This is a genomic window from Candidatus Competibacter phosphatis, from assembly GCF_012939995.1.
Taxonomy (GTDB): domain Bacteria; phylum Pseudomonadota; class Gammaproteobacteria; order Competibacterales; family Competibacteraceae; genus Competibacter; species Competibacter phosphatis.
In genome coordinates this window covers 1-24,289 of the sequence record NZ_SPMZ01000006.1, presented here as the reverse complement: position 1 = coordinate 24,289, position 24,289 = coordinate 1, and the positions used below count along the sequence as shown (strand labels likewise).

The window sequence follows — 24,289 nt, the reverse complement described above, 5'->3', positions numbered from 1 at the left end:
GCATGTCCGCGACCAACTTCAATACCAAGAACGATACCTACCGCAAGTTGATGGGTAACGGCCTGACCTATCGTATTCCCCGTTTTCAACGCGACTACAGTTGGGGGGAAGACGAATGGGATGACCTCTGGCAAGACATACTCGGCACTATCGTGGAAGGCGGCGAGCCCGCGCACTATATGGGTTACCTGGTCCTGCAATCGGCGGACGACCGGGTTTTCGACGTCATTGATGGCCAGCAGCGGCTCACCACCCTCAGCATCATCGTGTTGACGGCGCTCAAGAACCTGCAACGCCTGATCGACGAAAACAAGGAGCCCGAGCGCACGCGCCAGCGACTCGACCAACTTCGTCAAACCTATATCGGCTATCTCGACCCCGTCACCTTGGTGCCCCGGTCCAAACTAACCCTGAATCGAAATAACGACAACTACTACCAAACCTATCTCGTTCCTTTGGCCGAGAACCTGCCACAGCGCAGAATCCGTGCTTCGGAACACGGTCTGCGTAGGTCTTTTTGAATGGTTCGATCGGCGCATTCGCGATTATGTCAAGAGCAACCCCTCAGCGGATGTTGGCATGGTAATCGCCCAACTCATTGAGAATATGAGCGATCGATTGTTTTTTTACCGTCATCACCGTCACCGATGAACTCAACGCCTATAAGGTGTTCGAGACCCTCAACGCGCGTGGTGTCCGTCTTTCCGCCACCGATTTGCTGAAGAACTATTTGTTCTCGGTATTGCACCGGCAGCGGGAATACGAGTACGAACTCAAGAATCTGGAAGATCGTTGGGAAAACATGGTGGGACGATTGGGCAGCGAAAGTCTCCCAGATTTTCTGCGCATGCACTGGAATAGTCGCAACGCTTTCGTGCGTCAATCTGATCTGTTCAAGGTAATTCGCAGACAGGTGGCTACTCGCGAGCAAGTTTTCGAGTTACTGCGTGGCATGGATGAGGATGTGGATCTCTATCTCGCCTTGACCAGCCCGGAGGGGTCGCAGTGGCCGCCGGTATGGCGTGGCTATGCCAGCGAACTACGCATGTTCAGCGTGCGGCAGCCTTTTCCTTTACTGATGGCCGCCAAGCGCCGCCTGACGGACCCTGAATTCGAGATGCTGTTGCGTGCCTGCGTGATGATTGCTTTCCGTTATAATGTAATCGGTGGTTTGCATACCGGTGATCAGGAGCGGGTTTACCACGGTGTGGCGCAGCGCATCGCCAATGGCACGCTCACAACGTCGGCCAGCGTGCTAGAGGCGCTGAAAAGCATCTATCCGGCCGATGATGCTTTCCTCGACGCTTTTGCCGACAAATGCATCAAGACCACAGCGAGTCGAAACAAGAAAAATCGTACGCTACATCCTATGCGCGCTGGAGAAACAGGCTTCCGGTCAGGATGTTGAATTTGAGAGCGCCAGCTACAATCTGGAACATATCCTGCCGCAAAATCCCTCGGCCGGGTGGGAGGCGTTCAGCGATGAAGACCTGGATACATTTGTGTACCGTCTCGGCAATATGGCGCTGATGGAAACCGGACCGAACCGCGAGGTTGGGAACGCCGATTACGCCACCAAGCGAGCTGTCTACGCGGTCAGCATATTCTCGTTGACCCGCAAGGTGGCCGAAGAAAACGCGGACTGGACATCATCGCGCATCGAGGCCAGACAGCGGACACTAGCGAAGATGGCTACCAGCGTTTGGCGTGTGGCCCAATTGGCTTGAATGTTGGGTGCTGTTCGCACCCAAACTGGATCGGATACTGGCGCAGTATGGGTGGCTTTTTCCGAGCGTAGGACCTGGCCAGTCGCCAATATCCGAGTGATGCGCCATGCTCGTTGCCGCATTTCGTCGGTTGGCAACGGAATGCGGCAGTCGCCACATGCTCAGCTATTATTTTCGAATAGAGGTTCGGCGCATCCCTGGCTTCCACGACCGCGCCGCGCCGGTTTTCGAGGTGGCTGAAGTTGTTGAAAAGCAAGTGTCAGATGCGGTTTTATGAGGAGCTGAACGACTTTTTGCCGCTCGCGCGACGCAAGGTCCGTTTCATTCACGAATTCCAGCGGCGGGCCTCCATCAAGGATATGATCGAGGCGCTTGGCGTACCGCATACGGAAATCGATCTAATTTTGGTCAACGGCCAATCCGTGGATTTTAGCCATATCGTTCGGGATGGTGACCACATCAGTGTCTATCCCCTGTTCGAAGCGCTCGACATCCAGCCACTGGTTCGGGTTCGCCCGCACCCGCTGCGAGTCAGTCGCTTCGTGCTGGATGTGCATCTGGGCAAGCTGGCGCGTTATCTGCGTCTGCTGGGATTCGATACGTTGTACCGCAACGATTACGAGGATGCCGAACTGGCGCGGTTGGCCAGTACCGAGCGACGGATTCTGCTGACCCGCGACCGTGACTTGCTGAAGCGGGCGGTGGTGACGCACGGTTACTACGTGCGCGCGGTCGAGCCGCGTCGGCAGGTCGAGGAGGTGGTGGCCCGGCTGGATTTGTACCGCGCGATCCAACCGCTCCAGCGCTGCGCCCGCTGCAACGGCCTGCTGGCGGCGGCGCCCAAGCAACGCGTCTGGGAACGACTACCACCGGAAACCCGCCGCTACATCGAAACGTTCTGGGAATGCGGCGAATGCGGCCATTTATATTGGGAAGGCAGCCATATGCCGCACATCCGTCGCTTCATCGACGGCCTCCGGGCGCGCGCCGGAAACGACATGCCGAACACCGACTCGGTTGCCGAGCCCAACCCATGATGCGCACGGCTTCGACGTGCGAGTTGCACGGATTCGGACGGAGCCATCGGCGCATTCACTTACTCCACCATTCTTGAAAGGATCAACCATGCGCTCGCGCTTTATTTTTCCGTTGTTGCTGGTGTCGGGCCTGGTTTGGGCCCAGGACGCTTCACAGCCGCCCGCCGGTTTGGAACCCATTCCAGACGGCTCGCCGACCGGGAGCGCCGAGCAAAACGTCCCGGCGCCGGAAGTGACCATCCGCCGCCGCGGCAGTGAAGGTACGATCGAGGAATACCGGGCCGGCGGGGTGCTGTATATGGTCAAGGTCAATCCCGCCAAGGGGGCTTCCTACTATCTGGTGGATACCGACGGCGATGGGAGCCTGGAAACCCGCTTCAACGACCTGGCAAGCAATTTGGTGATCCCGGCCTGGGTGCTGTTGCGCTGGTAGCGGATTTGGCGGGGGCGAGGAAGGCCAAACCTTCAGTCACGCCACTGCCGCCACTCGCTGGCATCCCGCTTCAATTGGGAGCGGGTCTTGGCGCGTTCCGCCGTTTTCGATTTCAGGTGCGCGCCGCCCTTGCGCAGGATCGGCGCGGCGGCGACCGGGTTGCGGCGCTGCCGCTGGCGATTGTTTTCCATGAGGTATCCTCCATCCCTGTTGGTGGTCAGCCCTTGACGCACATGACTTGCTTGAGGGTATGCACCACCTCGACCAGGTCCGACTGGTTGGCCATTACGGCGTCGATGTCCTTGTAGGCACCCGGAATTTCATCCAGGACGCCGGCATCCTTGCGGCATTCCACCCCGGCGGTCTGGGCGATCAGGTCTTGCGGGTCGAACTTCTTTTTGGCCTGACCCCGGCTCATCCGCCGGCCGGCGCCGTGCGAGCAGGAGCAGAACGATTGCGGTTCGCCTTTGCCGCGCACGATGTAGGACTTGGCGCCCATGCTGCCGGGGATGATGCCTAAATCGCCCGCGCCGGCGCGGATGGCGCCCTTGCGGGTCACGAACAGCTCTTCCCCAAAATGATGCTCCACCGCCACGTAATTGTGGTGGCAGTTGATGGCCTCCTTGGTCGCGGTGAACGGCGGCAGTTGCCGGGCCAGCGCCTCCAGGATCAGCCGCATCATCTCGCGGCGGTTGGTCATGGCGTAATCCTGCGCCCAGTGCACGGCGTCCACGTAATCGTCGAAATGTTCGGCACCTTCCCGCAGATAGGCCAGGTCGCGATCCGGCAGGTTGGCCAGGTGCTTGCCCATGTCCTTGCGGGCCAGTTCGATGAAGTAGCGACCGATGATGTTGCCGATGCCGCGACTACCGGAATGCAGCATCACCCACACGTCCTGGTTTTCGTCCAGGCACAGTTCGATGAAGTGGTTGCCGCCGCCCAGGGTGCCGAGTTGCCGCATCCAGTTCCGCTCGACGTTCTTCTGCATTTTCAGAATACCAGGATGCCGCTTGACGATGCGGTCCAGCCCGCCGGACATGGCGCGCACGGTCGAGGCCAGCGCGCCATGTCCCTCGGAGTGCATGTCGAAGCCGACCGGCACCGCCGCTTCCACGACGTGGCGCAGGGGTCGCAGGTTGTCCGGCAACTGTCCGGCCTTGAGACTGAGGCGAACGGCATTCATGCCGCAGCCGATATCGACCCCGACCGCCGCCGGGATGATCGCGCCCTTGGTGGGAATGACCGCGCCCACGGTCGCGCCGATGCCGACATGGACATCGGGCATCGCCGCGACATGGCCGTGGACGAACGGTAGCTGGGCCATGTTGCTCAGTTGGACCAGTGCCTTGGGGTCTACGTCGTCGGTATAGATTTTGACCGGGACCTTGCCTCCGGTCAGGATTTGCTGGATCGGCATGATGGGTTCTCGACGGTGATACGCGGCCTGCTTCCCAAGCAAGAAACCCTGGACGATGGGAGTCATCCAGGGTTTTCCAAAGTCGCGGGGGGAAGCAGACTCGGAAGACCAGAAATGCCTTCCGAAGGTCGCTCGGAAGGCGTCACATGGGGATCTGTTCTTGTACGGGCATGTCGTTCGCCTTCCGCGCGTTGGGACGATATGGGGCGTCCCGTGAAAATCTATAGGCTTACCGTAAAAATTACATTTAAATTATGCGGATGTTCTGGGCGATTGTCAAAAGTCCACACTGGCGGCCAGCCGCGATGCCAACCGAAAGCCAGTCTCAATGCGCGGGATGCAATCCGGCTTGGGTCTGATAGAGTTATCCATGTCAGGACTGGCAATTTGTCCAGTATCCAGGACGTTGGAGCAGCATTGCATACCAATAACCATGTGGAGATAGTGATGGAGCGTCGCGATTTCATTAAAAAAACCGGCCTGGGTTTGGCCGCCGCCGCCGGTACGGCCGCCATCCCGGCGATGGCGCAGACAGCAGCAACTTTGCCCACCATCAAATGGCGGCTGGCGTCGAGTTTTCCGAAAAATCTGGACACCCTCTACGGCGCGAGTGAAGTGTTGGCCCAACATGTCGCCGCCATGACGGAGGGCAAGTTTGAAATCCGCGTCTTTGCCGGCGGCGAGATCGTGCCGCCGAATGGTGTGTTGGACGCTGTGCAGCAGAATACCGTGGAATGTGGCCACACCTGCGGTTATTACTATCACGGCAAGAACAAAGCCTTTTCCCTGGATACAACGGTTCCGTTTGGTCTGAACGCCCGCCAGATGAATGCTTGGTGCTATTACGGCGGTGGATTGGCCTTGTTGCGTGAATTCTTCGCCAAGTACAACGTCGTCAATTTCCCAGGTGGCAATACCGGCGTCCAGATGGGGGGATGGTTTCGCAAGGAAATCAAATCGCTGGATGATCTCAAAGGTTTGAAGATCCGCATTCCTGGGTTCGGCGCAGAGGTGTTCTTGGCGCTGGGCGCGGTGCCGCAACTGTTGCCGGGGCCGGAGATTTATCCAGCGTTGGAGCGGGGCGCGATCGACGCCGCCGAGTGGGTCGGCCCTTATGATGATGAAAAACTGGGTTTCTACAAGGTCGCTAAGTTCTATTACTACCCAGCTTGGTGGGAGCCAGGCCCGATGATTTCGTTCTACGTCAACAAGGAACAGTGGGAGAAGCTGCCTGCAGCCTATCAAATCGCGTTCGAGACCGCTGCCGCCGAGGCCAACGTCAAAATGCTGGCCAATTATGACGCCAAGAATCCACTGGCGATCCAGCGGCTGGTGCAGAACGGTACGCAGCTCAGGCGCTATCCAGACGACGCGCTGAAAGCCGCTTATAAGGCGGCCCATAAGATTTACGCAGAAGAGTCTGCGAAGAATCCAGATTTCAAGAAGCTTTTCGAGTCGATGCATACCTTCCAGCAGGCATCCGATATTTGGATGGGATTGGCTGAAGATACGCTGGCGAATTTCATGCAGGTTGCGTTGCGCACCAAGACATAAAGGGAACGGTTGTTAGAAACCCGGCGTAAACACGCGCCGGGGTGAGCGGATTACTGCCTCGGTTGAGGGAGCTGCTTGAGCAACTCAGTGGCATCATTCTGGTTTGAAGAGGGCGGGGCGGCGTTTGGGACGTCGAGCGGTGCCAATAGCTGTACCGGTGCGGGTTGCCCCGTGTGAACCGGACGGTCGAGACCTACGGTCACCAGCCCTGGAAACACGATAATCAACGTCACCATGATGACTTGAATCGCCACGAACGGTATGGCGCCCCAGTAGATGTCGCTGGTGCGTATCGTAGGTGGCGCGACGCTGCGCAGAAAAAACAAGGCGAAGCCGAAGGGCGGGTGCATAAAGGAGGTCTGCATGTTGACACTGAGCAGGATGCCGAACCAGATTGGATCGATGCCCAATTTCTCAGCGACGGGTGCCAGCAGCGGTAGGATGATGAAGCTGATCTCGAAGTAATCGAGGAAGAATGCCAACAGAAATACCAGCGTGTTCACCACGATCAAAAAAACCGATGGGACCACCGGGCAAATCCAACAGCAAATGTTCTACCCAAAGATCGCCGTCGACGCCTCGAAACACCAAGCTGAATACGCTGGAACCGATCAAGATGAAGATGACGAAGCTAACGATCTTGGCGGTGGCCTGCGTCGCTTCGGTCAGCAAGCGCAGGTTCAGTCTGCGCTTGAGCAGAGCCAGCAACAGCGCGCCCACCGCACCCAACGCGCCGCCTTCGGTCGGAGTGGCCCAGCCGATGAAGATGCTACCCAGCACTAGGAAGATCAGTGCCAGCGGTGGTGCCATCGCGACGGCGACGCGGCGAGCCAGCGCCCAACCGCGCAGCGTGCGAGCTTCTGGCGGCAGCGCCGGGGCAGTGTGGGGCCACAGGATCGTGCTCAGGAAAACCCACAGCATGTAAAGTCCGGTGAGGACGAGGCCGGGAATGAACGCGCCCTTGTACATATCACCGACTGAACGGCCGAGCACGTCAGCCATCACGATCAACACGAGCGATGGTGGAATGATTTGCGCCAAAGTGCCAGAAGCCGCGATGATGCCAGTGGCCAAGCGTTTGTCATAGCCGTAACGCAGCATGATCGGCAGCGAGATTAAACCCATCGCAATCACCGACGCTGCAACCACGCCGGTGGTCGCGGCGAGCAAAGCGCCAACAAAAACGACTGCATAGGCCAAGCCACCGCGAACGCCGCCGAACAACTGACCGATGGTTTCGAGCAAATCTTCGGCCATACCGCTGCGTTCCAAGATCAACCCCATGAAGGTGAAGAACGGCACCGCTAGCAGAATTTCGTTCTTCATGATGCCGAAGATACGGGCCGGGAACGCTTGCAACAAGTTTGGGGTGAGCAGCCCCAGATGGATGCCAAGCACCCCAAAGGTCATGCCCACCGCCGCCAGCGAGAAGGCCACTGGATAGCCCAGCAGCAGAAAAAGCACCAATGCCAAAAACATGATCGGTGCCATGTTGGCGATCAGGAGTTCAGCCATCTCAATGCCCTCCCTTGCGCACCGGCAACGGACGATCACCGGTCAAGATCGCTATGTTTTTGATGGTTTCGGAAATTCCTTGCAGGCTGAGCAGTACGAAAGCGACCGGGATTGCCAGCTTAAGCGGCCACCAGAGCAGTCCGCCGGGATTCGGTGAGGCTTCGCGAGTCTGGAACGCGATGAGAAAATAATTCCAAGCATCGATGGCGATCAGCAGGCACGCTGGCAACAAAAAGAGTAATGCACCAAGAATCTCAATCCAAATTTGCACGACTGGCGGCAGTTTGGCATGCAGGATGTCAATGCGAACATGGCCGCCTTCCCATAAGGTCCAAGCTGAACAGAATAGGAACACTAGCCCGAACATGAACCATTGCGCTTCCAGCAGCGCATTGGATCCCCAGTCGAGGGTGTAGCGTAATGTGGCGGTGACGGCACTGGTCAGGGTGCAAAACAGTATCAGCCAACTCATCCAGCGTCCGATGGTCGTGTTCAATGCATCAATGGCAGCGGCGATACGGAGCAGGAATTTCATGATATTTCCTGCGCGAGAGTGTGAAATGGAATAGTCATTGGAATGGAGTACAAGAGTGCGAGCGTAAAATGCGGCAACAAGACCAGCGACAGTGTAGGGTGACTCGGTTGGAAACGCTACGAGTGTGCGCCAAGGTAGAGCGCGATTTCCTGGAATGATAATGTTATTCCCTATTGTGGAATGCCCAGTAGACATGATGGGCTATTTTTGCTGATAGCGTCACCTAACTTGAATGAGATTTCACATGCAGTATAGGGACCTGCGCGATTTTATCGCCCAACTGGAGCGGCTCGGCGAGCTGAAACGTATCCGAGTCGCCGTCGATCCGCACTTGGAGATGACCGAGATTTGCGACCGGGTTCTGCGGGCCGGTGGGCCGGCGTTGCTGTTCGAAAATCCTAAGGGTCATGTGATTCCGGTGTTGGGCAACCTGTTCGGCACGCCGCGTCGGGTGGCGCTGGGCATGGGCGCGGACGACGTGGAAGCGTTGCGCGAGGTCGGCAAACTGCTGGCTTTTCTCAAGGAGCCGGACCCGCCCAAGGGAATGCGCGATGCCTGGGAGAAATTGCCGATCTTCAAGAAGGTGCTGGACATGGCGCCGAAGAAGATCGGTCGGCCACCCTGTCAGGAACGAGTGATCGAAGCGGCCGATGTGGACTTGGCGCGATTGCCGGTGCAGCACTGTTGGCCGGAGGATGCCGGGCCGTTGATCACCTGGGGTCTGGTGGTGACCCGAGGGCCGAACAAGCCGCGCCAGAATCTGGGGATTTACCGCCAGCAGGTGATCGGGCGGAATAAGGTGATCATGCGCTGGCTGGCCCATCGCGGCGGAGCGCTGGATTTCCGTGACTGGCGGCAGGCCCGACCCGGCGAGCCGTTTCCCATCGCGGTGGCGCTGGGCGCCGATCCGGCGACCATTCTGGCGGCGGTGACGCCGGTGCCGGATACCCTGTCGGAATACGCGTTTGCCGGGCTGCTGCGTGGCTCGCGCACCGAGCTGGCGCAATGTCTGGGCAGCGAATTGCAGGTCCCGGCCAGCGCCGAGTTGGTGCTGGAGGGACACATCGCCCCCGACGAAACCGCGTTGGAAGGGCCGTTCGGCGACCATACCGGCTACTACAACGAGGTGGATCGCTTTCCGGTGTTCACCATTGAGCGCATCACTCACCGCGAGCAACCGATTTATCACAGCACCTACACCGGTCGCCCGCCGGACGAACCGGCGATTCTCGGCGTGGCCTTGAACGAAGTGTTCGTGCCGATCCTGCAAAAGCAGTTTCCCGAAATCGTCGATTTCTACCTGCCACCGGAGGGTTGTTCCTACCGGCTGGCGGTGGTGGCGATGCGTAAGCAGTATCCGGGGCATGCCAAGCGGGTGATGCTGGGGGTCTGGTCGTTCCTGCGCCAATTCATGTACACCAAGTTCGTAATCGTGGTGGACGAGGACGTGAACGCTCGCGATTGGAAAGACGTGATCTGGGCCATGACCACCCGCATGGACCCGGTACGGGATACGGTCATGATCGAAAATACGCCGATCGACTATCTGGATTTCGCCTCGCCGGTATCCGGTTTGGGTTCGAAGATCGGCTTCGATGCCACCAACAAATGGCCCGGCGAGACCACGCGCGAATGGGGTCGGCCGATTGCGATGAGTCCGGCGGTGAAACAGCGGGTGGATGCGTTGTGGGATGAGCTGGGATTGTAGGTTCGGCGAACCGAGCGGGCGAATACGCTTCTAAACAGCCCGCGTCCAATAAAAAAGAGAGACAAAATCGATCATGTCTTATCACGTCACCCTCCAGCCGAGCGGCCATGAATTTCAGGTCGAGAACAATGAGTCGGTGCTGGACGCCGCCCTGCGCGAGAAGGGCAATGTGTTGCCCTACGGTTGCCGTAATGGAACTTGTGGGTCTTGCATGGCGACGATTCTGTCTGGCGAGGTCGGCTATCCCGATGGCCGCCCGCCGGCTTTGAGCGAGGCCGAGCAGAATGCCGGTAAGGCGCTACTGTGTCAGGCCCGGCCGCGTTCGGATCTAGTGATCGAAGCGCGTGAGGTCAAGAGTGTGGCTGATATCGTGGTTCGGACTTTGCCCTGCCGGGTGGAGCAGCGGGAATTGTTGGCGCCGGACGTCATGAGGCTTTATCTACGGCCGCCGAGCATCGAGCGTTTGCAATTTCTGGCCGGTCAGTATGTGGATATCCTGCTGGCCGATGGGCGGCGGCGCGGTTTTTCGCTGGCCAACCCGCCTCATGCCGACGATCTGCTGGAACTGCATGTGCGCCATGTGCCGGGCGGGTTTTTCACCGATCACGTCTTTGAGCGGATGAAGGACAAGTCACTGCTGCGGTTTCAGGGACCATTGGGGACGTTCTTCCTGCGCGAGGATTCTCCTCGGCCGATTATTCTGATGGGCGGCGGCACCGGCTTCGCGCCGCTGAAAGGCATGCTGGAGCACGCCTTTCACATTGGGCTGGAGCAGCCGTTGCATTTGTATTGGGGCGCGCGGGCGAAAGTCGATCTGTATCTGGACGCGTTGCCGCGTCAGTGGGCGGCGGAACATGCGAATTTCCGCTATACGCCGGTGTTGTCGGAGGCACGTCCAGAGGACGATTGGCAAGGACGTACTGGCTGGGTGCATGAGGCGGTCGCAGTGGATTATCCCGACCTGAGCGGTCATGACGTCTACATGAGTGGCCCGCCGCCGATGATCGAAGCCGCCAAACCGGTGTTCGCCGCTCTTGGGCTACCAGTCGAACAACTGTTCTACGATTCCTTCGAGTTTTCGGCGCGATAAAAACCGGATGCATGAGATGCAAATGCTCCCAAATGGGTGAAAATGACTCCTGATTTTACTTTAGCTTGCGCTCGCGACCAGTCGACGTAAGCCATCGCGCAGTTTGCAAAAACTGGGTGATGTATTTTGCTCCGGGTCCATTAGCGGCCCGATTTTTTCAGCCCATCCGTACTTCACCTGTCCCGGCAATGGCCATCCGGCTTTTTTGATGGCTGCCGAGCCTCCTGGATATATTGCGTCCGCGAGTAGCTCCCAAGTCCCACAGGTGCTATCTTGTATATAGCTGTCTAGCACTTTCCGCTTGGCCCGTGGATAAGCTTCCATCAAGGCTTGTTGGTCGCCAAGATACCAAGCTTCCATCTCTTCAATGGCTAGTCGGAACAAGGTTTTTGGTGCATGAGGGTGACAAGATTCAGTCACGACTTGCAGCTCGTGCAAAAATTCAATGCAATTGCGTTTGTCTACATCCAATATCACCACAACCGCATCAATTCCAGGTGTTTTCCCATAACCACGTAACAGTTTCGGCAATTGATCGAGCAGAATCCGTTTGGAAGGGTCGCCTTTCGTAGATAATCCTTGAGGGATGCGGCCAATGCCTTTGTAGGCGAATAGGCGCCAAGTATGAGGTTCGCCTTGTGATCCCAGTAGTTGTGGCAGCAGCGTTTCCAACAATTTTTCCCCCGATTGATCTTCGACCAGAATCTCGATGTGCATACTCACCTCACATCGAGATAATCGCTGTACCACAATCCCCCCCAGTGGTAATCCCTCAGCAACCAGATTTTTCACGATTTCTAGGTCGGAGGCACGATGCACGGTAGAATAACCATCTTCCTCTTTCTCCAGCGTCCACACCTCTTTTTGGTGTTAGAGCGTCGACAAAATATGGCTGATGTGTAGTCACGAAAATCTGTGACGCATTTTTTTCTTCCGGTTGCGTGGGAGCGGAACTCCTCAGCTAATGTTTCCAGTAGCTTGTGATACAGACCATTTTCTGGTTCTTCAATGCAAATGAATGGTGGAGGATCTGGATCTTCCAGTAGCAATAAGTAAGCGAAAATTTTCAATGTGCCATCAGACATTTGTTGGGCAAAAAAAAGGATCTTTGAAAGCGCCATCATTGAAACGAAGCAGCACCCGCTTATCCTCGGTTACATGAGTATCAATACTGGTAACGCCCGGAATTTTGGCTGCAATGTGTTCCAGAATAGTTTTGAATCGTGCCTTATGTTCCCGCTCCATAAATTGCACGACGTTGCCGATATTGTCTCCATGCACGTTTAAGTGTTTCTGCGGACCCGCACTGGGAAGACTACGCGCAGCGTCCGGATGGAAATAAGATAGGTACCAGCCTTTTAGGAAATCGCGGAAGCGTTTGATGCGAGGATGTTCTCTGAGCGTCCCTAGCGTAGCGATGCCGAGTTGGCGTGGATCAGTCAATTCAACTGTCTCCTGGGCACGGTCCTCCTCGTTCTCGGTTCTTGCATCGTCTTCTACTGCATCCTCGCCAGCCCACACCATACCTCTGCCATGGTGGAGGCGCAGAAAAGGATAAGGTCGACCGTACTTTTGTCCTTTGCGGCGTTGTTTCAAGACCTCAGACTCGACAAATGGTCTTCCAAAATCATCTAATCCGATTGCTAGTTCATAGGTAATAGGTCGTTCGTTAGTTGCTTCGCGGTAATGGATTTCGAAGCGGATCGCTTCTTTTGATCCCATCGAACGTAGACGCTCGAAACCGCCACGCTGTTTTTGATCACAAGCGGTTTCTACATCCAGCGTCAAACAATCAGCGACAAAACCGAAGGCATCGAAGAGCGTGCTTTTACCTGTGCCGTTCTTTCCAATCACCACTGTAAAAGGGGTTAGCGAATCAATTTTTGGTTGACCGGAGAGTTTACCGAGCGTTACGTCTCGTAGTGCGCGGTAATTTTGTACACGAAACCCCTCGATCAGCGCCACTTCGTTTATCCTCGCGATTTTTACGCTAGGCCATGGCAGAGCATGGCTGGCAGTAGCTGATGCCCTTGGAAATACCGGCGGGCGGTTTTCGCAACCACCCACCGGTTTAGTCAGGTTTAGCTCGGTTTAGCCAGCCGTCGCCGGTGCGGGCGTCTGATTCGCCGGTCCTTCAAGTTGTTGCATCGATTCGCTGGCGGGCAGCATCGCGCCCTGTTTCTCCTGCGGTTTGCCGACCAGCAGCCGCAAGCCGGCGTGGAAACATTGGCCGGCATAGGTGAGTTCATGCAGGGATTGCAGCAGTTCGCCCAGTTCCTGATAGGCGTCCGGCGTCGGCATCAGCCGGATGCTGCGTTCCAGGTAGTCGCGGGCCTTGCCGTTCTGCTGGCAGCGCTTGGCCAGCCGACCCAGTGTCAGCAGCAGATAGGGGTCGTCACCGTGCTTGGCCAACCAGCCCTCGGCGGCGGCCAGTTGCGCGGTGGCGTTGCCGCGCCCCAGCATCCCGTAACCGACCACCAGCTTCACGCTCCAGCGCCGGTCGATCGCTTCGCGCAGCAACGCCTCGGCATCGTCGATCGCTTCGCAATCGCACAGGGCGATGGCGTAATCAACCAGGAATGCTTCGTCTTCCTCGCGGAGTACCACCGGCGTTTTTTTTCCACAGTGCCCGCAGCCGGTCCAACGAACCGCTGGCGGCGGCACTTTCCAGTAGCGCTCGATAGGTTTGGCTCTGCAACTCGGCAAACGATTCGGCGCTCAATGCCTTTTGTTTCTGCGCCTCCGGCAGCAGTTTTTGCAACGGTTCCCAGGCATGCAGTTGCTGGTAGGCTTTGGCCAGCCATTGCAGTATGCCTGGATGGCGCGGGTTGAGGTTGTGCAGCGATTCCAGGATGACGCGGGCCTGTTCGGCGTCCCCGTCGTCCAACAGGAATTCCGCGCGGGTCAGTTGCACCGTCAGCTTGTCGGCGTCCGGTGCATCCTCGGCCCGGCGCAAGTGCAGGTCGCGGCGCCACCTGATGTCGTTGATGTGGTGAATGGCGCGCGCCGCGCCCAGGTAGTGCAGGGCGGGGGTTTCGCTGTACTCCGCGCCTTTCAGCAGGGTTTTCTCGGCGGTCAGCCACTGACCGGCCGCCAGTTGCCGGTTGCCGAGGTCCAGCAAGCGTCGCGCCTTCTTGTTCAGCCGACGCTGGTTGGCCTGCAAGGTTTGTCCCGGTGTCTGCCACAGCCGGACCGCCAGCCGGACCAGCAGATAAAACACGAAGAAGGCGATCGCCAGGAAAATGGCGAAGAAGGCAAGGCTGGTTTCGACGGTCCACTGACCCATGCTGAACATGGCATAGCCGGGGTCTTGCCGGAGCGACAGCGCCATCCAGACCGAGATGAACAAAGTGACGATAACACCGATCAGAAACCTCATTGTTGTTCCTCCTCGGCCGCCGGCTGTTCGGTCGAAACTTCCGCCGTCGGGGCCGTCGCCGGCACGACCGTCGAGGTTGCCGGCGTCCGCCGCACGGCGCGAATGGGATGCCGTTGGGTCATGAAGTCGTTGAATGCCCGGTTCAGACTGGTCAGATCCGGGATGTAGGGATTGAACTGCACCGCCCGCAGGGCTTGCAACTCCGCAAGGAACGCGGTGACCCGCGAGTCCTGAGTATCGAAATACGTTTCGATCCAGTCGCGAATTTGTTGATTGGAGTCCTGGAAGGCTTGGGCGTTGTCGCCCAACAGCGCCATGCGCATGCTTTCCAGTTCCAGTTGCAGGTTCTGGCGCAGGAAATACTCCGCTTCGCGGGCGATCAGCGGCGGCGCTTCATTACGCTCGCGCCGAATTACCACGATGTCCTTGAACTGATTCCAGATCGCTTCGGTGGCACGGTCCCACCAGGGACGGTTGACGTCGTCGCTCACGGCAACGTCGGTGGCCGGCTTGACCCGGTTCTTGATGTCGGGTACGCCCGAGTCGATCTTCAGCGGCAATGCAGTGGCTTCTTTTTCCAGCTCCAGCACCTTGTGCGCCAGGCCGGAGAGATCGGGCAGCTTAACGCCGCGCAGGCTGGCGATGGCCTCACCCAACATGGTTCGCAGTGAAGCTAGCCCATTTTCGTTGACGGCCTGGAGTCGCTTCTGAGCGGTTTCCAATGCCAGTTGGGCGGCGGGAACATTGCGTTCCAGCTTGAGCTTGGTGTCGGCCAAGCGCAGCAGGAAGTCCGCTTCCGCCAATGGGAAGGCATTGACGTCGCCACCCTGCGAGGCCACGGTTTTGACTGTTTCCAGATTTTCCGACAAGCCGTTATGGCTGAGTTGCAGGTTCTGGAGGTGCTCGCTCAGTTTACCCAAGCGGGTTTCCTGCTCCCGCAACGCGGCGTCGAGCTGTTCTTTCTGCTGCTGGACGTTGGCCTTGTGGGAGTCCTGGCCTTCCCGCAGCAGCTTGATTTCACTCTTGACGACCTCGACTTCGCCCTTGCTCAGTTCCGCGGCGTTTTTCAGCGGTTGCAAATCGCCGGTCAAGCCCAGCAGTTGCTCCTTGAGCGCCTGATCGTCGGTGCGCAACTGATCGAGCCCACCCTTGAACGCTTGCAGTTGCTGGATCTGGCTCTTCAGCGCCTGAAACTCGGGGTCGCGCTGGGCGATGGCCTGTTTGACCGCTTGGTCCAGCCGAGCGGTCTGGGCCGCCTGATCCTGCTGCCCCTGGTACCAGAGATAGCCACTGCCGCCGCCGGCGCCCAGCGCGACTAGTAAGGCGAACGCCGCCAGTCCTCGACCGCTCTTGGGCGCGGGTGGCGGAACGGGTGGGGCGGTTTTGGCGAGTTGCGGGGTGATTGGAGTTTCGGGCGCGGCGGGCGCGGCGTTGGTGGTTCCGGGATCGGTTGCTTTGTCTGTCATGTCATGGTTACCGAGCGGGTGAGAGGGCATTCGTCGTTAGGTCGAGTAGCGCGGCGACGATGGCATCGTCGCCGGCGTCCCGGGCGAGCAAGAGGCGGCGGCAGCCGTATTCCGCGGCGATCCGCTGGATGCGGGCGCTGACCACGATCAGAGGTGTATCACATAAATAATCTTGCCCGGCTACGCCAAGCATATCAAACAGATTCCGCAGATTTTCACCGCTGGTGACGGTCACGGCACCGATTTCGCCGCGCTTCCAGCGTGCCAGCAGTCCCTCGATATTAGCGGTCGTTGGCCGCTCGCGCCGGTAGACTTCGGCGCGGTCCACCCGTGCCCCGCGAGCGCTCAGGGTTTCGACCAGTAGTTCCCGGCCGCCTTCGCCACAGACGATGACGATGCGCTGACCGGTCACCTCCCGTAACCGTGGCAACGCCAGCAACCCTTCACTGCTGAAGTCGTCTCCGGGTTGCAGGCAGCGGTCGATGCCGTGGCGGGCCAGCGCCCGGCCGCTGGCTTGGCCGATGGTGGCGATGTCCAGTCGATCGGGAATGCCGCCGCGCTCGTGGATGGCCGGCAACGCCCACTCCACGGCGTTGGCGCTGGTGAAAATCGCCAGATCGTAAGTGGCCAACCGGTTGAACAGGGCCAAAGCCGGCGCGGGGTCGCGCGGTGCGGCGATGACCAGGGTCGGCCAGCGAATGGCGATGCCGCCATGGTCTTCGATCAGCCGGCACAGCGTATCGGCTTGGTGTTTCGGCCGAGTGACCAGCACGCCGAGATCGTGCAGGGTTGGAGGTGCATCCATCGCGCTTTCACAACAGTCGTTGCAGGATTTCGCCGGCGCCGCGCCCGAGCAGCTCCTCGGCCAGCGCGATCCCGAGCGTGTTGGCATCGGTGGCCGGGCCTCGAATCTCACCGGCCACGATTCGGCTGCCGTCGGGTTCGCCGACCAGACCGCGCAGCCAGATCCGATCCTGTTCCAATAGAGCGTGACCGGCGATCGGCACCTGACAGCCGCCTTGCAGACGAGCATTGAAGGCTCGTTCCGCCGCGACTCGGGTATGGGTGGCGGTATCGTCGAGCGCGGCGATCAAGGTTCGGGTTCGGGCGTCGTCCAGCCGGCATTCCACGCCGATCGCCCCTTGGCCGATGGCCGGCAGGCTGAATTCCGGCGCCAAGGCGACGGTGATACGTTTCGCCAATCCCAGCCGCTTCAGGCCGGCGGCGGCCAGGATGATGGCGTCGAACTCGCCCGCATCCAGTTTCGCCAGCCGGCTGTTGACGTTGCCGCGCAGGCCATGAATCCGCCAGCTTGGATAACGGGCCGCCAACTGACATTGCCGGCGCAAGCTGGAGGTGCCGATCCGCGCGTCGGTCGGCAGGGCGTCGGGGTGGGGATAAGCGTTGGAAACGAAGGCGTCGCGCGGGTCCTCGCGCGCCAGAATCACGGCGAGGCCCAAGCCGGGGGGGAAATCCACCGGCACGTCTTTCATGGAATGGACGGCGAGATCGGCGCGACCGTCCAGCAGACCTTGTTCCAGTTCCTTGACGAACAGGCCCTTGCCGCCGATCTTGGCCAGCGGACTGTCGAGAATCTGGTCGCCGCGGGTGACCATGCCGACCAGTTCGACCCGCAGCTCGGGATGAAGCTGGCGCAAGCGCGCGGCGACGTGTTCGGCCTGCCAGAGCGCGAGCGGACTTTTACGGGTGGCGATGCGCAAGATATCGGAAGGCATGATTTTGTTAAGCTATGGCTTCTCTTTATTTAACCTACAGAATATCTCATGAGCGACACACAGACCAATCAGACTTGGGGCGGACGATTCACCGAGAGCACCGATGCGTTCGTGGCGGCGTTTACCGCCTCGGTCGAGTTCGATCGGCGGATGTACCGCCAGGATATCGAGGGTTCGATGGCCCATGCCCGGATGCTGGCGCGGGTGGGTGTGTTGTCACGGGAGGATTGCGAGGCCATCGTGCGCGGCTTGGAGGAGATTCGCGCCGAGATCGAACGCGGCGAATTCGAATGGTCGCTGGCCTTGGAAGACGTGCATATGAATATCGAGGCACGGTTGATCGAGCGGATCGGCGACGCCGGCAAGCGACTGCACACTGGCCGCTCGCGCAACGATCAAGTCGCCACCGACATCCGGTTATATCTGCGCGATGCCATCGACGCGATTCAAACCGAACTGCGCCGCTTGTTGGGTGGGTTGGCGGAACTGGCGACCCGCGAGACCGATACCATCATGCCCGGCTTCACTCACCTGCAAGTCGCGCAGCCGGTGACTTTCGGTCATCACCTGCTGGCCTGGTTCGAGATGCTCAAGCGCGATTACGAGCGCTTGGTGGATTGTCGCAAACGAGTCAACGTCATGCCGCTGGGCGCGGCGGCGCTGGCGGGCACGAGTTATCCGCTGGATCGGCATTACACCGCGCAACTGCTGGATTTCGCCGCGCCCTGCGCCAATTCCCTGGATGCGGTCAGCGATCGCGATTTCGCCATCGAATTGACCGCCGCCGCCGCGATTCTGATGACCCATTTGTCGCGGATGGCGGAGGAGTTGGTGCTGTGGTCGTCGGCGCAGTTCGATTTCATCGATCTGCCGGATCGGTTCTGCACCGGCTCCTCGATCATGCCGCAGAAGAAGAATCCCGACGTGCCGGAACTGGTGCGCGGTAAGGTCGGGCGGGTCAACGGCCATCTGATCGCGCTGTTGACGCTGATGAAGAGCCAGCCCTTGGCTTATAACAAGGATAATCAGGAAGATAAGGAGCCGCTGTTCGACACAGTCGATACCGTGCTGGGTTGTCTGCGTGCTTTCGCCGACATGGTGCCGGCCTTGCGTCCCAAGCGTGACAACATGCGGCGCGCGGCACGCCAGGGATTCGCCACTGCCACCGATTTGGCCGACTATCTGGTGCGCAAGGGGGTGCCGTTCCGCGATGCCCATGAAGTCGTCGGTAAGGCGGTGCGCCTGGGCGTTGAGACGAATCGCGATTTGGCGGATATGACGCTGGCGGAACTGCAACGGTTCTCGCCATTGGTCGAGGACGACGTGTTCGCGGTGCTGTCGTTGGAGGGTTCGGTGGCGGCCCGCGACGTGTTGGGCGGCACCGCGCCGAATCGAGTGCGGGAGGCGGCGGCGCAGGCGCGGACCTGGCTGGCGGAATTGGCTTGATGCGAGAGCATAGTTTCTGGCTGGATATGTTCGAATTCTATTGGTTAGAATAGTTGACATGGATAGTGTCGGTGGCATGTGCGCTGATGATGCAATTACTGGCGTGTGGTTGGCCTAATTCGCTGACAGACCGACTCAACTTGTTGTCAGCTTGCAACTCTTATTGTCTATCAATAAGTTGAATTGGTCTGTCGTGATTATGCGTCAAAATCGACGTAAAGTAAGGCGTCATTTATGAGGTCTACTTCTTGTTCATCGGCGCTACGCGCCGATGAACGGGCGCGAGTTGTTCCCAAGTTCGGGTTCTCGGCGCGCAGCGCCGTCGAACCCTCATTGGAGCGTCACCCCTTCGGGGCGACTTCGTCGTCCCGTACTCACGTCCCCGCCGCCCATCACTGCCCGAAAAAAACTCCAGCGTTTTTTCGGCCGGGCGGCGGTTCCGCTCCGTGCGGGATGATGCTCAACTCGCGCCCGTTAGGCGGCAGGGTCGTCAGGTGCGAACCACAATGACGAAAGTATTCGCAATAATTCTGGTCATGCTTGTAGGCTTGCCGGCATATGGCTCTTTCGGGGCGGCACCATGCCGTGACTTTAGCTGTCATTTCGTTGTGTGGGGTCTGCTGGTCGGTATCGCCGGCATACCGGTGTCGTGCATTGCGTTCGTCGTTCTACACATTCTGTTTTGCAATTCTGAGCGTTCGAGCGTTACGCAAGCGGTTATAGGTGGGCTCCTAGGAATTGTGGCTTACGAACTCGCAGCCGTCTGTGGGGCGTTCATGGGTTCAATGGGAAAGGACCCGATGGTGGGGTTGGTGCTTGGGTGGACTGTCATTGCATTTGTTTCAGTACTCAGGGTGCGCGCAAACCCAAAGTAGCGTCATGCATATCGAGAGTGGAATGCCGCCTAACCCGTGCTTCGAGCCGACCGCCCACCAGCGGCGCTGGTGGGTCCCCTCCGCGCTGCGCGCTCCGGCGGCGGCTCAAGCACAACGTTAGAGGGGCTGCGCCGTGCTCGTACTTGAAATGAAGAGGCCAGACTTTAAAGAAGGAGCATATGGCGTTGTGTTCTTTACTTCGGATGGCCGAGCTACGAAGGTTTTTCGTCGCCGCACCGACGCTAGCGAAGAGCATGTCGAGAGTGTCTTTCAGAGTGAGGTGTGCGCATATAAGCTAGCCACTTCCGATGCAAATTTGCGTTGCCTTATTCCTGAATTCTTTGGGTGCGTCTCGGTGGAGAGAATTACCAATGCAGCAGGCTGCGATGTATCCAGTCAGTTCTTTCTTCACCGCGCTTATCAAATGCAACGAATCGAAGGTGACTTTGTAAAGCTGGGAACTCTGCTGGAATCTATACGGCAGCCCGTAATTGACAACTTTCGATCCGCTGGCATTCGCCACACATGCGACGTATCGGTCATTGTGAAAAATGGTGCAGTCACGAGCGTCATTGACTTCGCTACACAGAAGTTTGTTCTTGAGCACCAACCCCTCTAACCCCGCGTTCGAGGCGACCTGCGCGAAAAGCCGCGCAGGCGCTTCAACTCCACGTTCGTCGGCGCTTCGCGCCAACGAACGGGGCTCGAGTTGAGCACGGTAGGGCGGGTTAGCGACAGCGTAACCCGCCATTCCCGAGACTTAACCATCTTTATCCAACATGTCGGCATGAAATCAGTCTATATAGAATCATCAGTCATCAGCTACATTACGGCTCGTCCAAGCAGAGATGTCGTGACATCCGCACGGCAGGCTATAAGCATAGAATGGTGGGATGTTTATAAGGATTCATTTGAGATATTTGTTTCGGAATTGGTCCTAGAGGAAATAGGTTCAGGTGATTTGCGAGCGGCAAGCAATCGGCTGGCAATTGTTGAGGGTATTCCTGTGCTAGTGGCAACAACCAACGCAGTAGTTTTAGCCAAGTCACTGATTGCGGAGAATGCAATTCCCGCATCAAGCATGGAAGACGCGCTTCATATTAGTATTGCTGCTGTGCAACGTATTGATTTCCTGCTTACATGGAATTTCAAACACATCAATAATGCAAACACGCGAATATAGAATAACTAAAGCCATTAACCTGTCTGGTTTTAATAGCCCAATACTTTGCTCTCCAGAGGAATTAATCAATGAAAGATGATCCAATAGTGGAAGAAATTCGTAGGGTTAGAAGTACCCACGCAGCAAAATATGGCAATGACCTTGATCGTATTTTTGCCGCAATTAAAGAGGAAGAAAAAAAAGTGTGCAGCTAGATTGGTTAATCGTGAGCCAATAATGCAGCCGATACGCAATATCGGAGAACATGGGCAAACTACAGCCTAACAAGGCGCTGCACCGGACTCCGCTTCGCTCCGCCGGTGAGCTTTTTCGTTCATCGGCGCTACGCGCCGATGAACGGGCGCGAGTTGTTCCCAATATCGGGTTCTCGGCGCGCAGCGCCGTCGAACCCTCATTGGAGCGTCACCCCTTCGGGGCGACTTCGTTGTCCCGTACTCGCGTCACCGCCGCCCATCACGACTCGCGGAACTTGACAGTTCCTCGGTCGGGCGGCGGCTCCGCTCTGTGCGGGATGACGCTCAACTCGCGCCCGTTAGGGTTCACTCGGGGAGTTCATGGCACGCCAAAAATCCGAATTCGCAAGATGGCTCGGCCCGGTCCTGGATGCGCTTCGGGCGCTTGGCGGCTCCGGCAAGCCCCGCGAGGTTTGCGATCACGTTGCGGAGCACGCGAACGTTCCAGCCGCAACCCTCGAAGCCACTCTCAAGTCGGGACAAACCCGCTTTTACAACCAAGTTCATTGGGCGCGCCAGTACCTCGTGTGGGAGGGGCTTTTTGATGCGTCCACTCACGGTGTGTGGTCTCTGACTAAGGCCGGGTACCAAGCCAAGTTAGATGAGCCGGCCGCCCGAAAAATCGTCGCCAAGTGGGTAAAGATCCATGCGGCAGCCCGCAAGTCATCGTCACCCGGAGAGCCAGAAGCCGACGAAGCGACGGCGGCCCCTGAGACGGATGAAGAGCAAGGTGCAGTGCTCCTCGAAATTCTCAAGAAGGTCACGCCTGAGGGCTTCGAGCGCATTTGTGCTCGACTTCTCCGGGAGTCAGGGTTCGAGCGCGTTACGGTCACCGGTCGTCCGAGAGATGGGGGCATTGATGGCTTCGGTGTCCTTCAAATCAATCCATTCGTGTCCTTCCGCGTGCTCTTTCAGTGCAAGTGGTACAAGAACACGGTGTCGCGCGCCGAGGTCGGAGATTTCCGAAACGCGATGATCGGTCGCGCAGACAAAGGCATCATCCTTACAACAGGCATATTCAGCGCAGACGCTCGCGCCGAGGCTGAGCGTGAGGGAGCGCCTCCCGTCGAGCTTGTGGACGGAGAGAAGCTCGTATCGATGTTTGAGCGCGTTCGCCTGGGCGTCAGGGAACGAACCATTTACGAGGTTGATCATGCGTTCTTTGCGGATTTCATGGGCAGTGAAACCTAACAATTCATTCAAGCCGACGCCGCTTCGCGGCGCGCCTTAATTCAGGCGTTCATCGGCGCTACGCGCCGATGAACGGGCGCGAGTTGTTCCCAATATCGGATTCTCGGCACGTAGCGGCGTTGAACCCTCATTGGAGCATCACCGCTTCGCGGCGACTTCGTCGTCCCGTACTCGCGTCCTCGCCGCCCACCAACGACTCGCGGAAGACCTACGTTCCCCGGTCGGGCGGCGAGTCCGCTCCGTGCGGGATGATGCGCAACTCGCGCCCGTTAGCTATGAAAATATGAAAGAACGTGAATTAAAAATGAATTCGTACATAACAAAGCCGACTGTAGCAGGTATAGTCGCCATCCTTTGCTGGAGCGTGACAATAGCCTTTGCCAAGAGTTCCTCAGACAGCATCGGCCCAATTACTACATCTGCGATAATTAATTTGCTCGGCAGTCTAGGAGGAATAATTTACTTATTAATTAGAAATCGCTCAATCATAACAAATACAACCAAGGCCTATTCGTTTATTTGCGGCTTACTATTCATCTACTATATGCTGGCGATATTCATGGCAGTTGGATCTACAAAATCCGTGGTAGATGCTGGCACCATAGGGTTGATAAACTATCTTTGGATTCCGTTAACCATCGTATTTTCCGTTATTTTTAATAAGGTACCATATAAGAAGACACTATATTTAGGTTTAGTGGTTTTCTTTGTTTGGCGTTTTTTATGTCCTCTCCATATAGCTTGTCTTTGCAAGAACTGGCATCATCCGGAAATTTATTTCCCGCATACTGGGCTGTATCTGCCGCGATTGCTTGGGCCTTGTACAATGTCTTTGCAAACAAACTAGGAAATGATAGCGAAGGATCTGTAACAGTATTTATGTTTGGTTCAGGTGTAGTTACCTCGCTATTGCTCTTAGTAATCAACGAGCGTCGTGATTGGTCTACTCAAACATTATTAGAATTAGGATTCATGGCTTTAGCTACAAATATTGGTTATTTTATGTGGGATTACTCAATGCGAAAAGGAAATGCGGCTTTTATCTCATTACTTTCGTACTTTATTCCGATTACTTCCACTATCGTAACGGTAGTGTATTTACATGTAGTTACTACGTTGTATCTATTTATTGGTGCATTCTTGGTGGTGGCTGGCGCGTATATAACTCATCTATCAATAAATAATGACCGAAAAGCTAGCTAACAATGCCATAAGCTCGGACCCAAAAAAGCTATGCCGTGCTCCGCTTTTTTTGGTCCGGTTATGGCTGGCGTTCATCGGTGCTACGCGCCAATGAACGGGCGCGAGTTGTTCCCAATATCGGGTTCTCGGCGCGAAGCGCCGTCGAACCCTCATTGGAGCGTTAGAAGCTGTACAAAAAACTCAATTACCTAAGCTACCTCTAAAGCAGTCCCTTGTAATAATACTCGTTCTTTACAAATTCTTCGCAGCATGAGTCGAATTGAGGCCATATAAACATGGCCCGTACTCGATGTGGGTTTCCGTTCGTAATCTTTGCTTAAGCGGCGAGATCGCCCGAGCCAAGCAAAGGTTCGCTCTACAACCCATCGCCGAGGTAAAACCTGAAATCCCTTATCCGTTTTCTTTTTTTCAACAACTTCAAAAATGCAGTCAAACTGTTCCTTGACCCATTGAACAAACTTTTCACCTCTATAACCACCATCCGCCCAGATTTTTTTTGACGCTATCCACGATTGAAAACAAGGTGGTCAAGACTTGGCGAGCCGCATGACCATCGTAGAT

25 protein-coding genes and 3 pseudogenes are annotated in these 24,289 nt (G+C 57.3%); 16 read left to right on the top strand and 12 right to left on the bottom strand.

Translation table 11 applies throughout. The features are described from left to right. Positions 1–2: 2 nt before the first annotated feature. The 6 genes from E4P82_RS23030 to E4P82_RS01740 all read left to right on the top strand — a co-directional run bounded on the left by E4P82_RS23030 (position 3) and on the right by E4P82_RS01740 (position 3,197). Positions 3–521: a DUF262 domain-containing protein gene (locus tag E4P82_RS23030; RefSeq protein WP_312913826.1), complete on the top strand. Its 519-nt coding sequence runs from the start codon at positions 3–5 to the stop codon at positions 519–521. 146 nt (positions 522–667) lie between these two features. After that, the gene (locus E4P82_RS23025) at positions 668–1,408 is read left to right on the top strand and encodes a hypothetical protein (protein WP_312913825.1); all 741 of its coding nucleotides are present in this window, start codon (positions 668–670) and stop codon (positions 1,406–1,408) included. After that, on the top strand, positions 1,290–1,727 hold the full coding sequence (locus E4P82_RS23020) for an HNH endonuclease family protein (RefSeq protein WP_312913857.1): 438 nt from the start codon (positions 1,290–1,292) through the stop codon (positions 1,725–1,727). Before E4P82_RS23025 ends, E4P82_RS23020 begins: the two co-directional genes overlap by 119 nt. Before the next feature lie 106 nt (positions 1,728–1,833). Beyond that, positions 1,834–2,004, top strand: coding sequence for a hypothetical protein (locus E4P82_RS01750; protein ID WP_169247290.1), 171 nt, complete (start codon positions 1,834–1,836; stop codon positions 2,002–2,004). Continuing rightward, complete coding sequence (locus E4P82_RS01745; protein WP_169247289.1) at positions 1,991–2,764, top strand: Mut7-C RNAse domain-containing protein; 774 nt, start codon at positions 1,991–1,993, stop codon at positions 2,762–2,764. The genes E4P82_RS01750 and E4P82_RS01745 overlap by 14 nt, the downstream gene beginning before the upstream one ends. 88 nt (positions 2,765–2,852) lie before the next feature. Next, complete coding sequence (locus E4P82_RS01740) at positions 2,853–3,197, top strand: DUF2782 domain-containing protein (RefSeq protein WP_169247288.1); 345 nt, start codon at positions 2,853–2,855, stop codon at positions 3,195–3,197. Positions 3,198–3,229: 32 nt separating this feature from the next. Here the strand turns inward: E4P82_RS01740 and E4P82_RS01735 are convergent, their stop codons facing one another. Continuing rightward, complete coding sequence (locus E4P82_RS01735) at positions 3,230–3,388, bottom strand: hypothetical protein (protein WP_169247287.1); 159 nt, start codon at positions 3,386–3,388, stop codon at positions 3,230–3,232. 26 nt (positions 3,389–3,414) lie between these two features. After that, entirely contained in the window at positions 3,415–4,614 is a 1,200-nt protein-coding gene (locus E4P82_RS01730) for an RtcB family protein (protein WP_169247310.1), read from the bottom strand. Positions 4,615–5,061: 447 nt separating this feature from the next. Between E4P82_RS01730 and E4P82_RS01725 the strand changes: the two genes are divergently transcribed. Then, complete coding sequence (locus E4P82_RS01725; protein ID WP_169247286.1) at positions 5,062–6,168, top strand: TRAP transporter substrate-binding protein; 1,107 nt, start codon at positions 5,062–5,064, stop codon at positions 6,166–6,168. Between the two features lie 50 nt (positions 6,169–6,218). Here the strand turns inward: E4P82_RS01725 and E4P82_RS01720 are convergent. Both E4P82_RS01720 and E4P82_RS01715 read right to left on the bottom strand, forming a co-directional pair. Then, a pseudogene (locus tag E4P82_RS01720) lies at positions 6,219–7,683 on the bottom strand (TRAP transporter large permease). Position 7,684: 1 nt separating this feature from the next. Beyond that, entirely contained in the window at positions 7,685–8,218 is a 534-nt protein-coding gene (locus E4P82_RS01715) for a TRAP transporter small permease subunit (protein ID WP_169247285.1), read from the bottom strand. Positions 8,219–8,462: 244 nt separating this feature from the next. Here E4P82_RS01715 and ubiD point away from each other — a divergent pair, with 244 nt between their 5' ends. Together ubiD and E4P82_RS01705 are read left to right on the top strand one after the other, a co-directional pair. After that, positions 8,463–9,926: a 4-hydroxy-3-polyprenylbenzoate decarboxylase gene (gene ubiD / locus E4P82_RS01710; RefSeq protein WP_169247284.1), complete on the top strand. Its 1,464-nt coding sequence runs from the start codon at positions 8,463–8,465 to the stop codon at positions 9,924–9,926. A 73-nt stretch (positions 9,927–9,999) separates the two neighbouring features. After that, positions 10,000–11,016: a CDP-6-deoxy-delta-3,4-glucoseen reductase gene (locus E4P82_RS01705; protein WP_169247283.1), complete on the top strand. Its 1,017-nt coding sequence runs from the start codon at positions 10,000–10,002 to the stop codon at positions 11,014–11,016. A gap of 60 nt (positions 11,017–11,076) precedes the next feature. Here the strand turns inward: E4P82_RS01705 and E4P82_RS01700 are convergent, their stop codons facing one another. The 7 genes and pseudogenes from E4P82_RS01700 to hemC form a co-directional block, all read right to left on the bottom strand. Further along, positions 11,077–11,733, bottom strand: a complete 657-nt coding sequence (locus tag E4P82_RS01700; protein WP_169247282.1) for a DUF4276 family protein — start codon at positions 11,731–11,733, stop codon at positions 11,077–11,079. A gap of 2 nt (positions 11,734–11,735) precedes the next feature. Further along, positions 11,736–12,981 (bottom strand): annotated as a pseudogene (locus E4P82_RS01695) (AAA family ATPase). Positions 12,982–13,107: 126 nt separating this feature from the next. Continuing rightward, a complete protein-coding gene (locus E4P82_RS01690; RefSeq protein WP_169247281.1) occupies positions 13,108–13,623 on the bottom strand; it encodes a heme biosynthesis protein HemY in 516 nt (171 codons plus the stop codon). Further along, positions 13,586–14,395 (bottom strand): heme biosynthesis HemY N-terminal domain-containing protein, encoded by an 810-nt coding sequence (locus E4P82_RS01685; RefSeq protein WP_169247280.1) that lies wholly within the window; start codon positions 14,393–14,395, stop codon positions 13,586–13,588. Before E4P82_RS01685 ends, E4P82_RS01690 begins: the two co-directional genes overlap by 38 nt. Next, entirely contained in the window at positions 14,392–15,861 is a 1,470-nt protein-coding gene (locus tag E4P82_RS01680; protein WP_169247279.1) for a uroporphyrinogen-III C-methyltransferase, read from the bottom strand. The genes E4P82_RS01685 and E4P82_RS01680 overlap by 4 nt, the downstream gene beginning before the upstream one ends. Before the next feature lie 7 nt (positions 15,862–15,868). Next, positions 15,869–16,666, bottom strand: a complete 798-nt coding sequence (locus tag E4P82_RS01675) for a uroporphyrinogen-III synthase (protein ID WP_169247278.1) — start codon at positions 16,664–16,666, stop codon at positions 15,869–15,871. A 7-nt stretch (positions 16,667–16,673) separates the two neighbouring features. After that, positions 16,674–17,597 (bottom strand): hydroxymethylbilane synthase, encoded by a 924-nt coding sequence (hemC, locus tag E4P82_RS01670; RefSeq protein WP_169247277.1) that lies wholly within the window; start codon positions 17,595–17,597, stop codon positions 16,674–16,676. Between the two features lie 48 nt (positions 17,598–17,645). On the opposite strand from hemC, the gene argH reads away from it, so the two are divergent. The 7 genes and pseudogenes from argH to E4P82_RS01640 all read left to right on the top strand — a co-directional run bounded on the left by argH (position 17,646) and on the right by E4P82_RS01640 (position 23,728). Continuing rightward, a complete protein-coding gene (argH, locus tag E4P82_RS01665) occupies positions 17,646–19,043 on the top strand; it encodes an argininosuccinate lyase (RefSeq protein ID WP_169247276.1) in 1,398 nt (465 codons plus the stop codon). Between the two features lie 1,008 nt (positions 19,044–20,051). Beyond that, positions 20,052–20,537 carry a hypothetical protein gene (locus E4P82_RS01660; RefSeq protein ID WP_169247275.1) on the top strand — a complete coding sequence of 162 codons (486 nt, stop codon included), beginning with the start codon at positions 20,052–20,054 and terminating at the stop codon, positions 20,535–20,537. A 90-nt stretch (positions 20,538–20,627) separates the two neighbouring features. Further along, on the top strand, positions 20,628–21,101 hold the full coding sequence (locus E4P82_RS01655; RefSeq protein ID WP_246327301.1) for a type II toxin-antitoxin system VapC family toxin: 474 nt from the start codon (positions 20,628–20,630) through the stop codon (positions 21,099–21,101). 68 nt (positions 21,102–21,169) lie between these two features. Then, positions 21,170–21,295, top strand: a complete 126-nt coding sequence (locus E4P82_RS22690) for a hypothetical protein (protein ID WP_281383631.1) — start codon at positions 21,170–21,172, stop codon at positions 21,293–21,295. A 360-nt stretch (positions 21,296–21,655) separates the two neighbouring features. Continuing rightward, positions 21,656–22,525 carry a restriction endonuclease gene (locus E4P82_RS01650; RefSeq protein WP_169247274.1) on the top strand — a complete coding sequence of 290 codons (870 nt, stop codon included), beginning with the start codon at positions 21,656–21,658 and terminating at the stop codon, positions 22,523–22,525. 283 nt (positions 22,526–22,808) lie between these two features. Continuing rightward, positions 22,809–23,222: pseudogene (locus E4P82_RS23455) on the top strand (EamA family transporter); the annotation flags it as partial. Between the two features lie 26 nt (positions 23,223–23,248). After that, on the top strand, positions 23,249–23,728 hold the full coding sequence (locus E4P82_RS01640) for an EamA family transporter (protein ID WP_246327300.1): 480 nt from the start codon (positions 23,249–23,251) through the stop codon (positions 23,726–23,728). Positions 23,729–23,916: 188 nt separating this feature from the next. On the opposite strand, the gene E4P82_RS01635 is transcribed toward E4P82_RS01640, so the two are convergent. Next, the gene (locus E4P82_RS01635) at positions 23,917–24,219 is read right to left on the bottom strand and encodes a transposase (RefSeq protein WP_312913854.1); all 303 of its coding nucleotides are present in this window, start codon (positions 24,217–24,219) and stop codon (positions 23,917–23,919) included. Between the last annotated feature and the right edge of the window lie 70 nt (positions 24,220–24,289).

Coding starts and splice junctions, on each gene's coding strand:
- E4P82_RS01745 (WP_169247289.1), top strand. CDS start 1,991: ATGCGGTTTTATGAGGAGCTGAACGACTTTTTGCCGCTCGCGCGACGC.
- E4P82_RS01640 (WP_246327300.1), top strand. CDS start 23,249: ATGTCCTCTCCATATAGCTTGTCTTTGCAAGAACTGGCATCATCCGGA.
- hemC (WP_169247277.1), bottom strand. CDS start 17,597: ATGCCTTCCGATATCTTGCGCATCGCCACCCGTAAAAGTCCGCTCGCG.
- E4P82_RS01650 (WP_169247274.1), top strand. CDS start 21,656: ATGGCACGCCAAAAATCCGAATTCGCAAGATGGCTCGGCCCGGTCCTG.
- E4P82_RS01725 (WP_169247286.1), top strand. CDS start 5,062: ATGGAGCGTCGCGATTTCATTAAAAAAACCGGCCTGGGTTTGGCCGCC.
- E4P82_RS01715 (WP_169247285.1), bottom strand. CDS start 8,218: ATGAAATTCCTGCTCCGTATCGCCGCTGCCATTGATGCATTGAACACG.
- E4P82_RS01735 (WP_169247287.1), bottom strand. CDS start 3,388: ATGGAAAACAATCGCCAGCGGCAGCGCCGCAACCCGGTCGCCGCCGCG.
- E4P82_RS22690 (WP_281383631.1), top strand. CDS start 21,170: ATGAAAGATGATCCAATAGTGGAAGAAATTCGTAGGGTTAGAAGTACC.
- E4P82_RS01675 (WP_169247278.1), bottom strand. CDS start 16,666: ATGGATGCACCTCCAACCCTGCACGATCTCGGCGTGCTGGTCACTCGG.
- E4P82_RS01730 (WP_169247310.1), bottom strand. CDS start 4,614: ATGCCGATCCAGCAAATCCTGACCGGAGGCAAGGTCCCGGTCAAAATC.
- E4P82_RS23030 (WP_312913826.1), top strand. CDS start 3: ATGTCCGCGACCAACTTCAATACCAAGAACGATACCTACCGCAAGTTG.
- E4P82_RS01685 (WP_169247280.1), bottom strand. CDS start 14,395: ATGAGGTTTCTGATCGGTGTTATCGTCACTTTGTTCATCTCGGTCTGG.
- argH (WP_169247276.1), top strand. CDS start 17,646: ATGAGCGACACACAGACCAATCAGACTTGGGGCGGACGATTCACCGAG.
- E4P82_RS23020 (WP_312913857.1), top strand. CDS start 1,290: ATGCTTTCCTCGACGCTTTTGCCGACAAATGCATCAAGACCACAGCGA.
- E4P82_RS01740 (WP_169247288.1), top strand. CDS start 2,853: ATGCGCTCGCGCTTTATTTTTCCGTTGTTGCTGGTGTCGGGCCTGGTT.
- ubiD (WP_169247284.1), top strand. CDS start 8,463: ATGCAGTATAGGGACCTGCGCGATTTTATCGCCCAACTGGAGCGGCTC.
- E4P82_RS01705 (WP_169247283.1), top strand. CDS start 10,000: ATGTCTTATCACGTCACCCTCCAGCCGAGCGGCCATGAATTTCAGGTC.
- E4P82_RS01700 (WP_169247282.1), bottom strand. CDS start 11,733: ATGCACATCGAGATTCTGGTCGAAGATCAATCGGGGGAAAAATTGTTG.
- E4P82_RS01680 (WP_169247279.1), bottom strand. CDS start 15,861: ATGACAGACAAAGCAACCGATCCCGGAACCACCAACGCCGCGCCCGCC.
- E4P82_RS01750 (WP_169247290.1), top strand. CDS start 1,834: ATGCTCGTTGCCGCATTTCGTCGGTTGGCAACGGAATGCGGCAGTCGC.